Annotated in this window: 16 protein-coding genes and 1 pseudogene; 7 read left to right on the top strand and 10 right to left on the bottom strand. The window is 37.6% G+C overall.

Features of this window, described 5'->3' with window-relative positions; translation table 11 throughout:
* Complete coding sequence (locus ECA1_RS05485) at positions 1–1,278, bottom strand: PTS sugar transporter subunit IIC (RefSeq protein ID WP_060791902.1); 1,278 nt, start codon at positions 1,276–1,278, stop codon at positions 1–3.
* A gap of 176 nt (positions 1,279–1,454) precedes the next feature.
* Here ECA1_RS05485 and ECA1_RS05480 point away from each other — a divergent pair, with 176 nt between their 5' ends.
* Positions 1,455–2,444: an AraC family transcriptional regulator gene (locus ECA1_RS05480; protein WP_060791901.1), complete on the top strand. Its 990-nt coding sequence runs from the start codon at positions 1,455–1,457 to the stop codon at positions 2,442–2,444.
* 696 nt (positions 2,445–3,140) lie between these two features.
* Here the strand turns inward: ECA1_RS05480 and ECA1_RS05475 are convergent.
* From ECA1_RS05475 to ECA1_RS05455, 5 genes are all read right to left on the bottom strand, one after another.
* Entirely contained in the window at positions 3,141–4,082 is a 942-nt protein-coding gene (locus ECA1_RS05475) for an ABC transporter ATP-binding protein (protein WP_060791900.1), read from the bottom strand.
* A gap of 103 nt (positions 4,083–4,185) precedes the next feature.
* Positions 4,186–5,616 (bottom strand): ATP-binding cassette domain-containing protein, encoded by a 1,431-nt coding sequence (locus tag ECA1_RS17990; RefSeq protein WP_060791899.1) that lies wholly within the window; start codon positions 5,614–5,616, stop codon positions 4,186–4,188.
* A gap of 6 nt (positions 5,617–5,622) precedes the next feature.
* A complete protein-coding gene (locus tag ECA1_RS05465) occupies positions 5,623–6,519 on the bottom strand; it encodes an ABC transporter permease (RefSeq protein ID WP_060791898.1) in 897 nt (298 codons plus the stop codon).
* Positions 6,520–6,530: 11 nt separating this feature from the next.
* The gene (locus tag ECA1_RS05460) at positions 6,531–7,460 is read right to left on the bottom strand and encodes an ABC transporter permease (protein WP_015509667.1); all 930 of its coding nucleotides are present in this window, start codon (positions 7,458–7,460) and stop codon (positions 6,531–6,533) included.
* Positions 7,461–7,521: 61 nt separating this feature from the next.
* Positions 7,522–9,099: an ABC transporter substrate-binding protein gene (locus ECA1_RS05455; RefSeq protein WP_060791897.1), complete on the bottom strand. Its 1,578-nt coding sequence runs from the start codon at positions 9,097–9,099 to the stop codon at positions 7,522–7,524.
* A gap of 492 nt (positions 9,100–9,591) precedes the next feature.
* Here ECA1_RS05455 and ECA1_RS05450 point away from each other — a divergent pair, with 492 nt between their 5' ends.
* Positions 9,592–10,104: a GNAT family N-acetyltransferase gene (locus tag ECA1_RS05450; protein ID WP_060791896.1), complete on the top strand. Its 513-nt coding sequence runs from the start codon at positions 9,592–9,594 to the stop codon at positions 10,102–10,104.
* A gap of 84 nt (positions 10,105–10,188) precedes the next feature.
* On the opposite strand, the gene ECA1_RS05445 is transcribed toward ECA1_RS05450, so the two are convergent.
* From ECA1_RS05445 to ECA1_RS05435, 4 genes are all read right to left on the bottom strand, one after another.
* A complete protein-coding gene (locus ECA1_RS05445; RefSeq protein ID WP_060791992.1) occupies positions 10,189–12,231 on the bottom strand; it encodes a glycosyl hydrolase 115 family protein in 2,043 nt (680 codons plus the stop codon).
* A 152-nt stretch (positions 12,232–12,383) separates the two neighbouring features.
* Complete coding sequence (locus ECA1_RS17435; RefSeq protein ID WP_155642940.1) at positions 12,384–12,557, bottom strand: hypothetical protein; 174 nt, start codon at positions 12,555–12,557, stop codon at positions 12,384–12,386.
* Between the two features lie 179 nt (positions 12,558–12,736).
* On the bottom strand, positions 12,737–12,988 hold the full coding sequence (locus ECA1_RS05440) for a hypothetical protein (protein WP_015509648.1): 252 nt from the start codon (positions 12,986–12,988) through the stop codon (positions 12,737–12,739).
* A gap of 271 nt (positions 12,989–13,259) precedes the next feature.
* On the bottom strand, positions 13,260–14,210 hold the full coding sequence (locus tag ECA1_RS05435) for a zinc-binding dehydrogenase (RefSeq protein ID WP_060791895.1): 951 nt from the start codon (positions 14,208–14,210) through the stop codon (positions 13,260–13,262).
* A gap of 486 nt (positions 14,211–14,696) precedes the next feature.
* Between ECA1_RS05435 and ECA1_RS05430 the strand changes: the two genes are divergently transcribed.
* The 5 genes and pseudogenes from ECA1_RS05430 to ECA1_RS05410 all read left to right on the top strand — a co-directional run bounded on the left by ECA1_RS05430 (position 14,697) and on the right by ECA1_RS05410 (position 17,612).
* Positions 14,697–15,053 (top strand): hypothetical protein, encoded by a 357-nt coding sequence (locus tag ECA1_RS05430; protein WP_060791894.1) that lies wholly within the window; start codon positions 14,697–14,699, stop codon positions 15,051–15,053.
* 183 nt (positions 15,054–15,236) lie between these two features.
* The gene (locus ECA1_RS05425) at positions 15,237–15,521 is read left to right on the top strand and encodes a hypothetical protein (RefSeq protein ID WP_060791893.1); all 285 of its coding nucleotides are present in this window, start codon (positions 15,237–15,239) and stop codon (positions 15,519–15,521) included.
* A 112-nt stretch (positions 15,522–15,633) separates the two neighbouring features.
* The gene (locus ECA1_RS05420; protein ID WP_060791892.1) at positions 15,634–15,834 is read left to right on the top strand and encodes a hypothetical protein; all 201 of its coding nucleotides are present in this window, start codon (positions 15,634–15,636) and stop codon (positions 15,832–15,834) included.
* Positions 15,835–16,870: 1,036 nt separating this feature from the next.
* Positions 16,871–17,017, top strand: a pseudogene (locus ECA1_RS18010) (LysM peptidoglycan-binding domain-containing protein); the annotation flags it as partial.
* A gap of 10 nt (positions 17,018–17,027) precedes the next feature.
* Positions 17,028–17,612, top strand: a complete 585-nt coding sequence (locus ECA1_RS05410) for a hypothetical protein (RefSeq protein WP_060791891.1) — start codon at positions 17,028–17,030, stop codon at positions 17,610–17,612.
* Positions 17,613–17,689 lie beyond the last annotated feature (77 nt).

Genomic DNA, 17,689 nt, shown 5'->3' with positions numbered 1-17,689 from the left:
TTACACTTTCTCCTTCAATGCGGCTTGTTCCAATTGATAGGTTTCTTTATCCAGCTTTTTAAACCACGGATACCATAATATCGGTGACAAAATCAGTTGAATGAACAACTGTAGAATGATAATCGATAGTTTCCCTTGAACAGCTGCATGGAACCCAATTGGTAAACCGAAAATGGCAGTAACACCAGTAAAACGAGCGACAAATCCAAAACGTGTTAAAACATAAGCTAAAATTAAAGCAATGCTATTATTGGTAATGAATGGTACCGCTAATTTAAAGTTTAATACCAAAGGCGTACCAAAAATCAATGGTTCAGTGATTCCGAAAAGAGCTGGAACAATTGCGACTTTCCCTGTTTCTCGATACTGCTTGCTTTTCGCTCGCAGCATTAATAATGCTAATCCTAAGCCCATACCGCTCCAAGTTATGATCATAAAGAATGCATAGCCAGTAATGTTTGGCGGTGTTTGGCCTGCCGCAACAGCGTTTAAGTTCTCGACGTCCATTGCCATCCACAGGGCTTGAACGATCGGCATAACGACATTTGTTCCATGAATACCGAAAAACCACAAAAACTGTTGAATCAGTGAGATCAGAATGACTGCACTGATTGATCCTCCGATCCCTTGAAGCGGTTCTTGTATGATACTGTAAACAAACTGATGCATGTTGCCGAAGCTGGTTGCTTCAAAGAGTGAATTTAATACAATGAAGAGCACACTGATAAGAACCGTAGGCAAAATTGATTCAAATACTTTTGTTACCATAGGAGGTACACCTGCTGGCATTTTGATCGTCCAACCTTTGTCTTTCAGCCAAATATATACTCTTCCACTTACCAAACCAACGATCATTGCGGAAAATACTCCTTGTGCACTTAGCCAAGTAGCTGGAATCGCGCTGACTTCATCCGTCGTTGTACCTAGAGGGGTAATGATAAAGAAACTAAGCAATGCGATAATAGCAGCGGAAATACCATCTTCTGACGGACGTAGATTTTTCACTAAATGATAAGCCATTAATACCACGACATAAACAGCCATCGAGCTAATAGTTATTTGATTTAGTTTGCTAAAAACATTTGCGAAACCAGCTAAAAATGAAAGTGCTGGAAGACTATTAGGTAATACTAGAAGTAAAACAGCGATCGAGCCGATCAAAATAGGACCTAGTGTCCCCATCATCGCACCGGAGATCGATTTTAAATAAGCATTGTTGCCTAATTTATCAAAAAAAGGACTTAATTTATCGAAATAACCTGTGATTTTTTCTTTCATAATATTTCCTTCCAATCATTTATTGTTTATTTGATAGCGCCTTCAATTTCAACTTGTTTTCAATATAACAAATTATTCTACTGACGCGAATATCAATAAACGTTTTCTTTTTAACAAAAACACAGATTTGACTACACGATAACGGATTGTTAAAATCGAAAAAAAGGAGTAAAACGATGGACCATTTAGCGCTAGACAACTTGATCCGTGAAGTTTCTTCTCATGAAGAAGCTTACCGTGACGGCAATTTAAAACCCGACTATTCAGATTTTAAAAAAGTAGTTGTTAACGATCAAGAAGTTCTTTGTATGGAACTGACAGATTCACAGATGATTACTAAAGATCAGCCGTTTTTTATAAAACGACATTCTCGTTTTCAGAATTATCCTATTCACTGTCATGATTGGATTGAATTTAACTATATGTATGCTGGAAAATGTCAGCAGATCATTAACAATGAACCACATTTTCTGTATGAAGGGCAAATTTTGCTGATGGATGCAAATACTGTTCACAAGATTGAACCGCTTGGCGAAGATGATATTCTCATTAATTTGATTATTCCCAAGTACTATTTAACTGCAAATTTCTTCAACCGTTTTTCCTCGGACAGCGTTTTGACTTCATTCTTTATTGAAGCCATCACTCATGGAATGAAACATGATCGATTTATTCATTTTGCTTCAGAAACAAGGACACGTCTACAGTTCTTTTTTAAAGAGTTGTTATGCGAATGGTTTGATCGTTCCACAGCATATACCGACATTTGTGAAGGATTGTTGAGTTTGATCATTTCGGATCTTGTGAATATCTATCAAGATTCTTATACGGATCGTTCCGATCAATATCGAAAGAGCCCGATTGTTCCAATTTTGAAATACATCGAGAAAAATTACGCAAATTTGACTTTGACAGAATTATCGGAACAATTCAACCTTAATCCCAATTATCTGTCCAATCTTTTAAAAAAACATACCGGCTATTCTTACAAAAAACTTGTAATCAATCAACGTATCTTGGCAGCAGATCGTTTTTTACTTTCAACCGACATGGATATCGTTGATATTTCGCAGCAAGTCGGCTTTGAGAATATTAATTTCTTTTACCAAAAATTTAAAGAAACATATGGCATTACTCCTGGTACAAGAAGAAAGCTGCATTTTTAATACAACATAAAGTCAAGTTACCACTAAAGCAACCTATTCTATTTTTTCAAAAATGATTCTTCCCATGCAGAAGTCCTAAAAGTTATTGAGAAGGTAAAAAAGACAGGCCTGCCTTTTGAATAAACTACCTTCTAACTTAATAAAAGCTCAATGAGCAAAATGTGCCTCACTGTATGATTCTAGTCAATACTATTTCTCATTCGATACTTGTAATAGAACATAAATATACTCCAGCAGCACCTAGTATTTGAGATCGTTGAAAAGACTGTAATTGAGTAGAATCTTTGAGAGTTTAATCAGTATACGGATTCTGATTTTGCCTCTTGGGTAAACATATCCGAAATGCAATTATTTAATAGATATTTTCTAGTGTTGAAACATGATTTAAAACAGATATTCTCTTGTTGAACTCAATTTTGCAAACTTTTAAGAGAGAAATTTACTATACGCATGATATCATTTCCTGTTTTATTTTCGAGCAAGATTTTACTTCGTTCAAAGCTTTTTTAGTATCGACGTTAAAACCAGTTAAGCACTATGCCTAACTGGTTTTTACTAAATTTTCAGTTGTGTCTTTCTCTACCAACACTAAATGTCGAAGAGATCTAAATTTTCAGTTATATCATTCTCTTTCAAGCTTATATACTGAAGAGCCGAGATAAGCAGTTAATTCATTTTGTTTTACGACTTTTTCATTTAGTTATCGATTTTTCTCAAATTAGCAGCGACAAAATGATTTGTTCCTACCTGAACCCAATCCGGGTCCGCTGTTTCTTCTGTTTTAAATGTGGTGAAATCAAAGACATTGTTTTCCTTACTGTAAAAGTCATCAGGCGCTGTTTTCTTGTTTCGAATGTCGGTTCTTAAAAATGCAGCAAGTAAGCGCCTTGTGTACGGATGGTAAGCATTTTTGAATATCTCATTGATTGGGGCACTCTCGACGATTTTTCCCCCATGCATCACGATCACATCATCGGCCATTTTACTAATGACACCCAAATCATGGGTAATAAATAAAATACTTGTATCCAGCTTGTCTTTTAACTCATTCATTAACTTAAGGATTTCTGCTTGGATGATCACATCGAGTGCGGTAGTCGGTTCATCGGCAATCAATAGCTTCGGATTGCAGGCTAATGCCATTGCGATCATTACCCGCTGACTCATTCCTCCAGATAACTGATGAGGATATTGCTTGGCTACTCGTTTAGGATCTGTGATCTTGACAGCTTCTAACAGCTCATATGCCCGTAAAGTCGCCGTCTTATTGTCGACGTGCTGATGAAGTTTCAAGGCTTCTGTCAGTTGTGCTTTGATTGTAAATACCGGATTCAAACTTGTCATAGGCTCTTGAAAGATCATTGAAATATCATTTCCACGAATTTTTAAAAGCTCTTTTTTGCTTAATTCGAGGATATTTTTTCCATCAAAACGGATCTGCCCTTCCGCTATATATTGATTTCGCTGAAAAAGTTGAAGGATCGACATGGCTGTTTGGCTTTTGCCACTCCCACTTTCTCCAACGATTCCTAATGTCTTCCCTCTTTTTAATGAAAAAGTAACGCCTTTGACAGCTTTGACAGTGCCCCGTTTCGTATCAAAATACGTATGCAGATTATCAACTTCTAGTAAATCCATCTGGACCTCCTTTTGATTTTTTCCCATTAAACCAATCGTATCATGCTTAAGGTTCGAGTGATTGACTCATCAACCATGTTTCAATTCCTATGTTCTAAAAAAACTATTTTCGCGTACACTTCACAAAATGATTCGGCTCGACTTCTACCCAATCTGGATCAGCATCAGTTTCTTTTGAATAGTTGAATGCCAAATCAGGATGGGTTTCATCAATAGGCCATGGGCGATACTCTTCGTCTAGCGTTGGAATGGCATTTAATAATTGCCGTGTGTACGGATGGATCGGGTTAGAAAAAATCGTCTCAGCTGAAGCTAATTCTACAAGATGCCCAAAATACATCACACCGATCCGATCAGAAATAAATTTTACGACTCCAAGATCATGGGTGATAAACAAGTAAGTCAAATTGAGTTCTTCCCGCAAATCATGAAGCAAATTGATGATCTGTGACTGAATCGAAACATCTAACGCTGAAACAGCTTCATCGCAAACAATGAATCTGGGCTTTAAAGCTAAGGCACGAGCAATCCCGATTCGTTGTCGTTGTCCACCAGAAAATTGATGCGGATAGCGATGAATAAATTCTTTCCTTAACCCACATTTTTCCATGATATCAAGAATATAGGTTTCATAGTTTGGGTCCTTTTTACTAGCAAAAAATTTGTGTATCAACAAACCTTCTCCAATAATATCACCCACTGTTAACCGTGGATCTAGTGAGGAGTAAGGGTCCTGAAAGATAATTTGCAGGTCTTTTCGTAAAACTCTTGATTCCTTTTGAGTCAAAGCAGCTAGATCGATGCCAGAATCAAGCTGCTCTTCATAGTATGAAAAATCTTTTTTGTTCATGACATCTTTTTTTAGTTGTGCGACTTGCTTATCAATAGCTGCTAAGTCATTTTGTTGTTCAGCGATCATTTTTTCCAAATTTATGAGCTCTGATTGATCCACTGCCCCATTCATCGCTTGTTTTTGCTGATTAAATGTTAACGCTCGCTTGCTAGCGGCAACTTTTGCTGCAGCTTCGTAACGAGACGAAAGAAGCTTACTGACCTTTTGTAGATCATCATGCAAAATCAAGCCTCCGACTAATCGTAGAGTATTGCCATATTCATTTTCAAAAGCGATTTTCTTTAGACGCAACCGTTCCGTTGTTGCTTCTACATCAGCAGCTGAATCGGTAGCGAGTTTTGATTCGATCGACCGGAGCTCATTGACAGAATCAGTAAACTGTTTCATCATTTGTGGCAGTTGTTGATAGACTTTTTTTACGTAACGAGGCATGAAATCTTCGATCGTCTCTCCATAGTAAAGGGTCGAGCCTCCGGTTTGTCGTTGGAGCTGAATAATCGTGCGTCCAAAGGTCGATTTTCCACAGCCACTTTCACCGACGATGCCTAATGTTTCTCCTTCATATATATCGATCGTAAGATCTTTATTTGCTTTCACATAGTCTTTTCCCACCCCAAAAAAGTTTTTCTTCTTCACAGGAAAATACTTTTCTAGATTCTTGACGCGCATGATCGTGTCCATAACTGCTTACCTCTCTCTCATCTTCGGATCGATGGCATCTCGGATTCCGTCACCGATCAAATTGAAGGATAAAATGGTCAACATGATCGCGATCCCTGGATAAATCGTCAGGTAGGGATGTGTTCGGATATAGCCTCGTCCAAAATTTAACATCGTTCCCCATTCCGCAACGGAAGCCTCCATACCTAAGCCAATAAATCCTAAGCCAACAGCAGATAAAATTGCTGTGGCAACGCCCATTGATGAATGCACGATGACTGGTGAAAGGATATTTGGCAAGATGTGTTTGAAAATCAGCAATCCATTATTTGCGCCCAGCGCTTTTCCAGCTTCAATAAATTGCTTCTCTTTGACCGCCATCACACTTGCCCGAATAATACGAGCAAAAATGGGGATATTCGCCAACCCGATCGCCAAGATCATGTTCGGCAGGCTGGATCCCAAAGAAGCCACGATGGCGATTGCCAATAAAATAGAAGGGATGGATAGTAAGATGTCACAAAAACGCATAATCAGCGTATCGATCCACCCTCTGAAATAACCGGATAAGACACCTAAGATGCCACCAAAAAAGAGTGCCAGTAACACCGCACAAACGCCTACAGTCAGTGATATTCTCGTGCCGTAAATCAAACGAGACAATACGTCACGTCCCAAGTCATCTGTCCCAAACCAATGAGAACGACTTGGAAATTGCAATGCATTGGCTAGATTTTGCTCCCGCATACCATAGGGAGCTATAAAGTCTGCAAAAATCGCAGTAATCGTCAGTAACGTGATAAATAGTAACCCAAACATTGCTCGGCGATTTGCTTTTAAGGAAAGCCAAATCTCTTGTTTCGATCCTTCTGGTACGCCTGCAAGTGCTTGCGTTTTCGCTATAGCCTTTTTTCTAGAAAACATGAGTTCCTCCCTTAATCATATGAGGTTTTAATTCGCGGATCGATATATGCATAGAGAATATCGACACATAGATTAACCATCGTAAAAATAAATGCAATAAATAAAACGCCGCCTTGGACGATCATTGTGTCTCTTGTACGGATCGCATTCACCATCAATGTCCCGATCCCATTGATACTAAAAACAGTTTCGGTCAATACAGCCCCACCTAATAAAGCCCCAAACTGCAAACCAATGACTGTCACTACGGGAATCAAGGCATTTCTTAAGGCATGATGGAACGTCACCTTTGAACCATTTACTCCTTTGGCTTTTGCCGTGCGAATATAATCTTGGTCTAAAACGTCCATCATACTCGACCTTGTGATCCGGGCGATCGTGCCAATTGACGAGGAAGCCAATGCAAATACTGGCATGATCATTTGCTGCCAAGTATCAAAACCAGATGCTGGCAACCAGCCCAGGGTAGAAGTAAAAAGAATAATTAAAAGGAGTGCCTGCCAAAAGGTTGGCATAGAAACCCCAACTAGTGAAAGAAACATCACGAAATTATCAACCTTGGAATAAGGTCTCGAAGCAGAGATCACTCCCAGTGGAATACCAATCAGCGAGGCAAATAACACACTCCATACTGATAATTTGATTGTGTTGGGCAAACGGACTAGGATTTCATCCATGACCACCCGGCCAGAAACATACGATCTCCCAAGATCAAATTCGACAACAACATTTTTTATATAATGAAAAAATTGTTCGATAAAACTACGGTCAAGCCCCATTTGCACACGCATGGCCTCATATTGTTCAGGAGTCGCTCCTTCCCCCAACACCATCGTTACAGGGTCTCCAGGTGATAGATACATAATCGTAAATACAATAAAAGAGACGCCTAGCAGGATAGGAAACAACCACAGAATTCGTTTTACAATATATTGGAACATCTATTCATCTCCTCAAAATAAAGAGCCATTGCGGCTCTTTATTTTATACTCTCAATCCAATTTAGTTTTTTGACACCGTATCTAAGAAGTAACTTCCAGTTGGATGATGTTCGAACCCTTGCACCCAGTTGCGGATACCTGAAACATTTTCTCTGGTTTGTAAGTAAACCCATGGCATCTCATCATTGATAATCTCTTGCGCCTCGTGATAATAGGCCAAGCGTTCCTCTTGGTCAGAAGTGCTACGAGCTGCATCAAGTAATTCATCTACCCGTTCATTATGATAGAACGTACGATTTCCAGCTTCGCCAAAGCTACTTGAATGGAACAGTGGATACAATCCATAGTCAGCATCTGTTGTGATCGTTGTCCAACCTAGTAAGAACATATCTGGTTCACCAGCTGCTGCAGCATCTAAAAATGCTCCCCACTCCATTTGGTTGACCTCAACAGTGATACCTAATTCTTCTAAAGCAGCGGAAACAACCTGCGAGACACGGATTCGTTCTTGATTGTTATCACCGACATACAACGAAAGGGAGAACCCGCCATCTGGATAACCAGCTTCTGCTAATAGTTCTTTTGCTAATTCAACGTCATAAGGAGTAGCTTCCAAGTTTTCATTATATCCAAAAACCAATTCGTTGATCGGTCCACTCATTTGAGTCCCGATCCCCATATGAACCGTTTGGATAATCGATTCGACATCGATAGCATGGGCAATCGCGCGACGTACCCCTACTTCTTGCAATGGTGTATCATTTCGAACGTTGAAACCTAAGTATTCCGTTCCTAAATTTTCTGTCGCTAATAAAGTCAATTCATCGTTTTCTTCAACCTTTTCATTATCAGAAGGAGCGATATCATAAACAATATCGACGGTTCCTGACTCTAGTTCAATCAAACGAACACTTGAATCTGTAATTGTCCGGAACTCAATTCTTTCCATTCCCGCTGGCTCATCCCAGTGATCGTCAAATCGATCCAACGTCACGTGACTACCGGTTGCCCATTCAACAAATTCAAAGGGACCTGTTCCCACAACGCTGCTGATACCATAATCTTCACCAGCTTCTTCCACAGCTTTCTCACTCAAAATTCCAACCGCAGGATGTGCTAAATGAGTCAAGAAAGGCCCGAAGGCACCATTTGTCCCGATATGGATCGTATGATCATCGATCACTTCGATCGTATCAGGATCGATCGAACCAATGATATGACTGATCGAAGGTGAGTCAACCGCCCGTCGAAGGGTGTAGGCAACATCAGAAGCTGTCATCGCTTCCCCATTATGAAAGACAACATCTTCTCGCAACTTGAACTCATAAAGGTTCTCTTCAATTTCTTCCCACTCTGTTGCTAACCCTGGCACTAACTCAAGATCGTTGGTCTGTTTGATCAGTGTTTCGTAAATCTGTCTTGCTACCCTGGTAGTTGCTTGGTCGTTCGTTTGATGGATATCTAATGTCACTGGATCTGCACCTGATGCGACCACTAATACATTAGAATCAGAACTAGCTCCCCCTGACACATTCCCTCCCGAACTATCTGTTGGGTCTTGGCCTCCACTACCACAAGCACCTAATACCATCAGACTTGTTAACAATAAGAGAGCCCAGCTTGTTTTCCTTTTTTTCATGTTATCCTCCATTTCGTCCCCTGTAACTTAAGGATTTTTTTTTGCGCTCTTCTTCATACCAGCAATTATAGAAATTAGACGCATTGACGTGTAACTTGGATCGAAAACACATACGCTCGTCCTGTTTTCTATCAACTAACTATAAAAAATTTGCTCATAATGAAGAAGCTTTTATCTGAATGATGAAAATTTTCAGATAATAACAAACTTTAGCTTGGAAATGTGATAGATTTGTGATGAATACCTAAGAAAATTGTCATTTTGTTAGAATAAAATGAAGAATTGCGATTTATTATCATTAATTTGACTTTTTCTTATAAGAACCCATTCAGTTAACAACTACTAATTCTTATTTTTGTTTCATTTGATTGAAAGTGTGACAACGATTCTGTACTAGGAATTTTAAGTCTCTAAATTTTTATCGCTATCAAATATAAACTTCATATATCATTATGTGATAAACTATTTTTGAATAAAGATGGGAGTGATTGAATGAACGTTTTCTTCAGACCACCAAAAGAAGAGGATATTGATCGAATCATGCAGATTGAAAATGCAGGATTTACAGCTGATGAAGCAGCATCCAAAACTGCGATGATGAATCGAATACATACAATAAGTGACAGTTTTATTGTTGCTATAAATGAAAAGAATTGTCCGATCGGCTACGTTGTAGGGCCCATTATTTCTAAACGTTATCTCTCTGACGATCTCTTTGAAAGTACTTGTCCTAATCAGCCTTTTGGTGGCTACCAAAGTATTCTGAGCTTATCTGTCGCTCCTGATTATAGAAACTGTCAGATTGGCAGTAAACTACTGTCAGTCCTCGAAGAACAATGTCGTCTTCAAAACAGAAAAGGAATCACCTTAACTTGTTTAGAATCATTGATTCCATATTACAAAAAGCATGGCTATCAACTAGAAGGACTGTCAGATTCCCAACATGCAAATGTTGCTTGGTATAATATGGTGCTGGAATTGGACGATACGCCTAGTGAATTCTAATAAAAACTGCATACTAGATGAAACGCCATTCAAACGTAAGATATTTAGTCTTACTTTTGAATGGCGTTTCATCTCATTTTAATATTAATTAGGATCTTTTCTAAAATTTACTCTGATTTTTCTTGCTAACTTTTCATCCGTCAACGCTTTTTTAGTATTTGAAAGCAACATAACTCTTGATTCAGTGGGATCCATAATATATTTTCTCTCCCACTGATCTTGATCTGGACCATCGCCAATGATGCGAATGTAAGACAACAGACTTTTGATCATCTCTTTTGTCAATGTTAGATTAGTATAGCCGTCGTTTTCATAAAAATCATACCATGTATCACTTGGATTTTCCTTTAGTATTTGAATTAGTTGATGAATTTCTTCTAACACATCGAAAACTTTTACAAATACAAAGACCATTTCTTCCCGATCAAGCATCTGATAAGCGTCTAACAAATGGAGCAGTGCTTTTAACGTTTTGCATTGAACGGCTACTGAGAGGTAAATATCATTAAAAAAGCGAGCATTTTGCGCATGTTTATCCTGAAGGGATAATGTAATTTGCTGACATCTCAGCAATAGATTCTCCCAGGCTGCTATCTTTTCTCCTACCATAGAGAAAATTTCTGTGACTTGCTCCTTGATTTTTTTATCACCCGTCAACCATTCTATCCTCGGAATTTTTGTTTCTTGCTTGAGCCAGGATTGAATAATTTTTCGGATCAAATAACAGGCAAACTCGTCCCCAGCGGTTTGATCCTCATATGTTCCATAGCGGATAACCGCTTCAAAGTAAGCTTCATAGACAGCTTGGATCTCTTCTTGCTGATTTTGATAATATTGTGTTACATGCTCTGAAATTATCTCTTGATTGGTTCGTAACTGATAATCTGCTCGCCAGAAATTCGCTATTTCTTGTAAGAATAAAATATGCGGTTTTATGTTGCCTGTATTGACTAAGACAAACTTATCCATCTTGACTTCTCTAACCGCCATTAACTCTCTAGAAACAAATTCTGGGCTATTAGGCAAGATCGTCAAAAAATTAGATGCTTGTAAATCATGAAAGGCAACGTGATAATAGATTCCTCTTGATTGATTTGGTTTTGATGTGTTTGTTAACACTTCATCTCGTGGATCGTGATTTTCTTGTCTACGAGAAACCATTTTGCCATAACCATTATCCGCCCAAATCTCAATCACATCATCTGGAAGCTCAAGTAATCCAAGATTAAATAATTCCGTCATCTCCCCATAAATGTTCATTGAACATACTGCATGAGGATCGTCTTCTTTAACCATATGATATTGCAGATGAACGATTTCGTTGATCACTGCTGCTTTTTCCGCTGCTGACCACTGTCGATCAAGATCTTCTGCCCAAAAAGGACAATCCCCTTGTCCACGAAAACCGAGTGTGTAAATAACGTTGGTACCCTTTTGCTCGTGTAAGGCTTTTTTCCATAATTCCTGAAATAACTCAAAATGTTCCTCGTATGAAGCCTTCAAACCAGGATACCTTCTAGCAAACATCTCTGCGCCTAGTGGCTCGGCATGATGATGTGTATAGATCAACCCCATCGCTTGCGCACTTTCTCGATGTCTATGACTGTTCTTATCTGTTCCAGGGATGATGACATTTCCGCCTAAACGTAACAATGTTTCATAAATCCGTTCCCATACATATTCATTTGAACCATTATCTTCCCATTGATCCAGCAGCAACTCATCATTGACGAACCAGCCCCGATAGTCCGTTGCAAAATCAGGCAATGTTAAGTCAAAATCTGTCCATTCAATAAACGGTTTTTTTATTGGGGGAATCTCCATGAAATACCAAAAAGGTTGAACATCTAAAATTTTATGTGAGATTTCAAGAACCCCATACATTAATCCTAACGGTGTTTCAGCACACACTTTTACTTTATCTGGCGATACGAAAAGTATATGAAAAGCATCCGTTTCATTTTTTTCATCAAGTAAAACCAATTCAATTTTATTTGCCTTCCTCGTGTCTGTCACAACGGTTAAAATGTCACGTTGCAAGATCTCGCAAGCATGTCCAATCACTTCATTTTCCAGCTGTTTTGACGTGACAGAAGTATTTTTCGAAATGAAAAATGTTGGTTCCATGTAATCACCCGTTTCTTTTGTATAGTTTATCATTTTATCTTCAATAAAGAACTTTCTACTATGTTGTAATAGACAATCGAATTGCTCATCAGCCATAAACCTCTCGTCACTATTTTCTGCAAAGATGTTTTTCAGATGGTCTAAACGTTTTGTTAACTTCTTACTATGATACCGCTCATAAATTTAGAATAAGCCAAAAGCTTATCTAAAAAAATAGAGAAAGTCGATGAAAAATACGAAAAAACAGACTTTCTTTGTTTTTGGATTTTTCCCCGTCCCCCTTTAACTAATGTTTTATCTTGTCGTTGTAGATCATGATCTTTCATGCCTATTCACCTTGGCGTGGTTAATCAGTTAATCATATGTACAGCAAACAAGCCCGCACTCATAAGAGCATGGGCTTAGTGAGATCATTGTCAATTCTAAATCTTCAATTGAAATCTGGCTTTTATCAATTCAGATTTCAATTGCTGAATAATGGTGACAACTTCTTATTTTTCTTCAATTACATATACTTCTCAACTTCATCAATTTCTTTTTGAAGTGCTTTTTCATCGTACTTTTCATACTTACCGGCTTCGTGTGCGATCTTTTTGATTTCATGAATCGCTTTTTTCTCAACGATCCATTTCTTCATACTATGTTTTTTGGCGTCTGCATCTAGTGTGTCTAATTCAGCTAAATTTTCATCTAACTTATCAAGAACCTCTGCAATCTTTACCAATGCTTTTGCTTCCTTTTCTTCATAGTTTGTCATAGATATCACTCCTTAAGTATTTGATATATTTATCTTACTGCTGTAATTAAATATTTTCAAATTAAATGTACTGTGTATCACAAAGTTTTATCTTATTCTCACTGAATAGATAGAAACTATTAGTTTCTTGCAATATTCTATTCATTTTACATTTATTTTTATCCTTAAAGATGTATCAAAAGAGAACTATAGATTATATAAAAAAATGCCTTAGTGAAACATCAAACATTCGGTGTATCGTTTGCAATAAAAAATCTAGTTTTTTACCTTCTTATGGTTGCAGCAGAATTTTACCGATACTTTTTCCAGATTCTAAATAATCATGGGCAGCTTTTCCGTCAGCTAATGAAAAAATGGTTGGTTGACTGATTTTCATTTGATCCTTGCTAAAGTAGTCAAACAATCGAGAGCTTCTTCTCTCCCGCTCTTGAAAACTTGTCAAGTAATCCCAGAGATCTCCTGTCAAAATACTTTTTGATTTAGATAGCAAGGGAATAAAGTCGATCGCTGGCGGATTTCCGCCGGCCATGCCAAAAAAGACAACATTCCCTCTATTTTTGAGCAAGTCGACACTTTCGGCTAATGTATGCCCAATGCCATCATAAACGGTATCAAAGAAAGAAGTGTAGGTATCTTGCCATTCTGTATTTCTTAAAAAAACTTGTTTTGCGCCTTGGTCTAAAGCCAGTTGCCGCTTTTCTTCCGTAGAAGTGACGCCATACACTTCTAGACCATCTGCGGTTAATAATTGCGATAAAATTTGTCCGACGCCACCACTTATCCCATGGACGAAGACCTTACTATGATTCACATTATTGCCAAGATCATGAGCTAAAAAATCAGCTGTCAACCCTTGCAGACCAATACTGGCTGCTAATTTAGGTGGTATGCCTGATGGAATACGGATAGCATTTTCCTCAGGAACAGCCACCAATTCTGCATTAGCAAAATGAACATCCACAAAAAGAATCGTTTCCCCTAGCTGAAACTTGGAGACAGATGTTCCTTTTTGAATAATCCTCCCTACCCCTTCATAGCCATTAATAAGAGGGTCTCGGGATTCAATATGATAGTTACCCTTTCTCCGATAAATATCAGCATAATTCAACCCAATATACATCATCTCTACCATTAGCTCATTTTCGTGAATGATGGGATCAGGCAAATCCCCATATGTTAAAACAGTTGAATCACCGAATTCATTAAAATACAACACCTTCATGCGCAAATCATCTCCGATCTTCAATCTATCAAAAGCCACGCATCAATCGATTGAAACTATCTACTAAACAACCGATGAATGTCCCTTCGGTCATTTTAGATTTTCCTTTTATTCAAAAAAAGCACCTTCTCTCGAAGGTACTTTCATTTTATTCCTCTTACTGACATCCGTCAAAACAGATTATTTCTTCGGTTCGTCCTCATCCATTTTCAGAACTGCCATGAAGGCTTCTTATATCATTGCGTTATTTAATAGTATCTATACTTCCTTCCTATTCCCTATTTATCCTTAATCTTATTGCTTTCATCAATTCACTAAATCCCCATAAATACCTATGCTTCATTAATAATGTGTATCGTTACTTATATGCTGGGCGGAATAAAGGCGAGGAAAATGAAAACTATTTTCCGGATCAACAATTTTATATTTCTGTTCGCTTTACAAATCGAACAAACGTTCGTATAATTTTCGTGAGGAGTGATATTTATGGGGATGATTAAACCTTATGAGGATCGTAAAAAATTAAAATGGGTAGGCTTCTTCCTTTCAGAGCATGTAGCTGATATCGATCGAGTCAACAAAGAGCTGGCATATAATTGCCCACCTAAACCTGAAATGGACGAACAACAAATCGGTGAGTTCTTACAAGAGGCTCTTTTGAAGAGAAAGCGACTTGCTGTGCAACTTAACTACACTCAATTAGGCAAGTTCATGCCGGACGTGATAGGTTTCCTATCTGGTCATAATGAATTAGGGATCTACATTGATACTACGCTGATCGAGTACGAAGAAATCAGAAATATTGAATTTTACTATGAGAAGAAATGGTTTGATGTTCAGTGAATGTGATCAACCAGTACGAACAAGGATACCTATCCTATTCTGATTTTATAAACGAATTTCCTGACTCTATCTCTGAGTCGCAAGAGTGTTTATTTGGCGCAAAATGTATCGAGTTTTATGTTGCTGTTGCTTTAAGAAAGATGGATTGTCACTATTATATACAACGTTATGGAGGCGATTTTTATGGAGTCGTTGAAAGGAACTGTATCAAAGATACGAGTATTGAAGATGAGCAAGACCCCTTTATTGCGTTTCTCCCTTGATGGCGCAAATTGTTTGATTGCTGTTCACAGCTTGAACTTTCTGGCAGATGTCGATGAGGGAATGAGAATTGTGGTTGCTGGTGAATATAATAGTAGGAAACAATTCGTAATTCGGAAATATTCAGTGATTGGTAAGACAAAAATCATGATAGAATTTGAATCACTAAATAATAACTCGGTGGTCGGGCCTAGCTCTTCAAAATAATTGACTACCTTATATCGTGCAAGAACAGTATAGCCTCCACAGAAAAAAAGTTCTATCTTATGATAGGGCTTTTTTGATACAATAAAATAAAAATATGAAAAGAGGGTAAAAAATGAAAGTAGGTCTTAGAAAACCAAGCGTTAAGAAAAGTTTTAAGGCTAGAACTACTGGGAAAGCCAAACGGAAAATCAAAAAAGCGGTAATCCCCGGTTATGGAAAGAAAGGAATGGGATTTGCTAAATCACCTATAAAATCAACAAAAGCAAAGATTTATAAAAAAACAACGTTTAGTATATGGGATATTTTCAAATAGGTTTAGGGGGATAAACATGAAAAAGATTAGTGTGGGAATTTGGGTTTTATTTACGTTTTTGTTGCTGACCGCTTGTGGCCAAAAAATCACCACTGAAGACTTTAAGGCAAATGATTGGATTACAGAATCTTCAAACAAAGAATATCCAAATATGATCGTATCTTTCTCTGATCATGTAATGTCTGTATCTGTTGATACTGATAGCATGTCATCTAGTGCTAAAGATGAATGGGAAAAATTAGGTGAAGAATTTGCGAAACAAATCATAGATCATTTGGATTATAAGCTTGAATATGTTTTAGAAGAAGACACAATCAGAATACAAGATTCAGTAGATGATGAAGATTTTGTTTATTATACTGTTTCAAAAGAGGATGAGAATATAATCTTTACTCCTGATGAAAAAAAGAATGATGACGATTCAGGAGCAGAAAAACTTGTTTTGAAACCTTACACGAAAAAGAAAGAAGTTGAATCAAGTTCATCATCTACAGAACAAACCACCGTCTCATCAGAATCAGCTGCTGCAAATTTAGACGATATAATTGAAGCATTCACGCAGCAATCGCTTGTGGTTTACAATCCACGGGACATGACGAAGGACGACTTTGGTATTGCGCCTATGTCAGCCACAAGTGCAAAGATATTTTCATTAGTTGAAACTGACAATGAAGATGATCAACGTAATGCTCGCTTGCTGACTTTTGATAATTTAGATGACTTGAAAGCGACTAAACAGTATTATGATGACCTTGGAAAAGACTCAGCAATGCTATTCTCCTATACTGCAGTTAATGAGGATGAATTGGTCCTGATGCAGTTTAATGGCCAGCTCTCTCAAGACCTAGTTGAGAAATACGCAAAGGCAGCATCTCTTGAATTAACCAAATCACCTTTCGCTTCTAATTCTACAGAATCCGAAGTTTTTTCATCTGAAAGTGTGGCTGCTTATTCAGAAGAAAGTGTCCAACCTGTTGAGGTTCCTGCAAGCTCTGAAGAAACAGTGCCTGAAAGCAGCGTTCCGGCTCAACCTGTTGAAAAATACACGACCGTTCAAAAAGGCGAAGGGCCTCCCCAAATAGCTGCACGTGTTGGGATTTCTGTCGAAGAGCTTTATGAACTAAATGGCATTGATCCAAATAATTTTATGCTTTATCCTGGTGATACTTTGAGAGTAAAATAAGGAGACTATTATGAAAAAAGCCAAGACTTCTACAGACATTGAGATATTAGAATCTATAAAAAATTTAGCATCCATTATTGAAGATGCTCTTGCAAAAGGAGCAATTGACGCAGCTTTCTTTTGCAGTCTTTCAATACCAGATCTAATGGGACAGTATCACTATTCCTACCTTCGAAAAGAAACAAAAAAAATAAAAGGTGTTGTAGGCAAAAGATATATAAAGTGGTATGACGAAAATGTATTTAAATATCAGAATCTTCCTATTAAAGATATTGACGATGATGTTATTCAAAACATAAATCAATTTGATGGATTCATTATATACAATATCAGATGTAAATTATTCCACCAAGGAAGTATTTTGCATCGGACTGTAGAGAAAAAAATAAATACTAAGTATAAAAACTTAGTGGACGTTAATGATGATACACTTATAATTAATATTACATTTAAAGAACACTCTACTTCTTACGGCTATTCTACAAACAATTACGATGAATTTAAGACTGTGAATATTAATATTAACAAAAAGGATTTTGTTAAAGAATTGATGAGCCATGTGTCACGTTTGATTAGTAAAAATACCCCTAAATAAATCACCCAACTCATTTAAGTTCAAACATATTATGGATTATCAAGATAGAAAAAAAAGCCCCCTACTCGCAAGAGTAT

It is taken from the genome of Enterococcus casseliflavus NBRC 100478, assembly GCF_001544095.1.
In the GTDB taxonomy this organism is placed as follows: Bacteria; Bacillota; Bacilli; order Lactobacillales; family Enterococcaceae; genus Enterococcus_D; species Enterococcus_D casseliflavus.
Note: the sequence above shows the minus strand (reverse complement) of the source record. Positions and strands in the feature narration are given on the sequence as shown.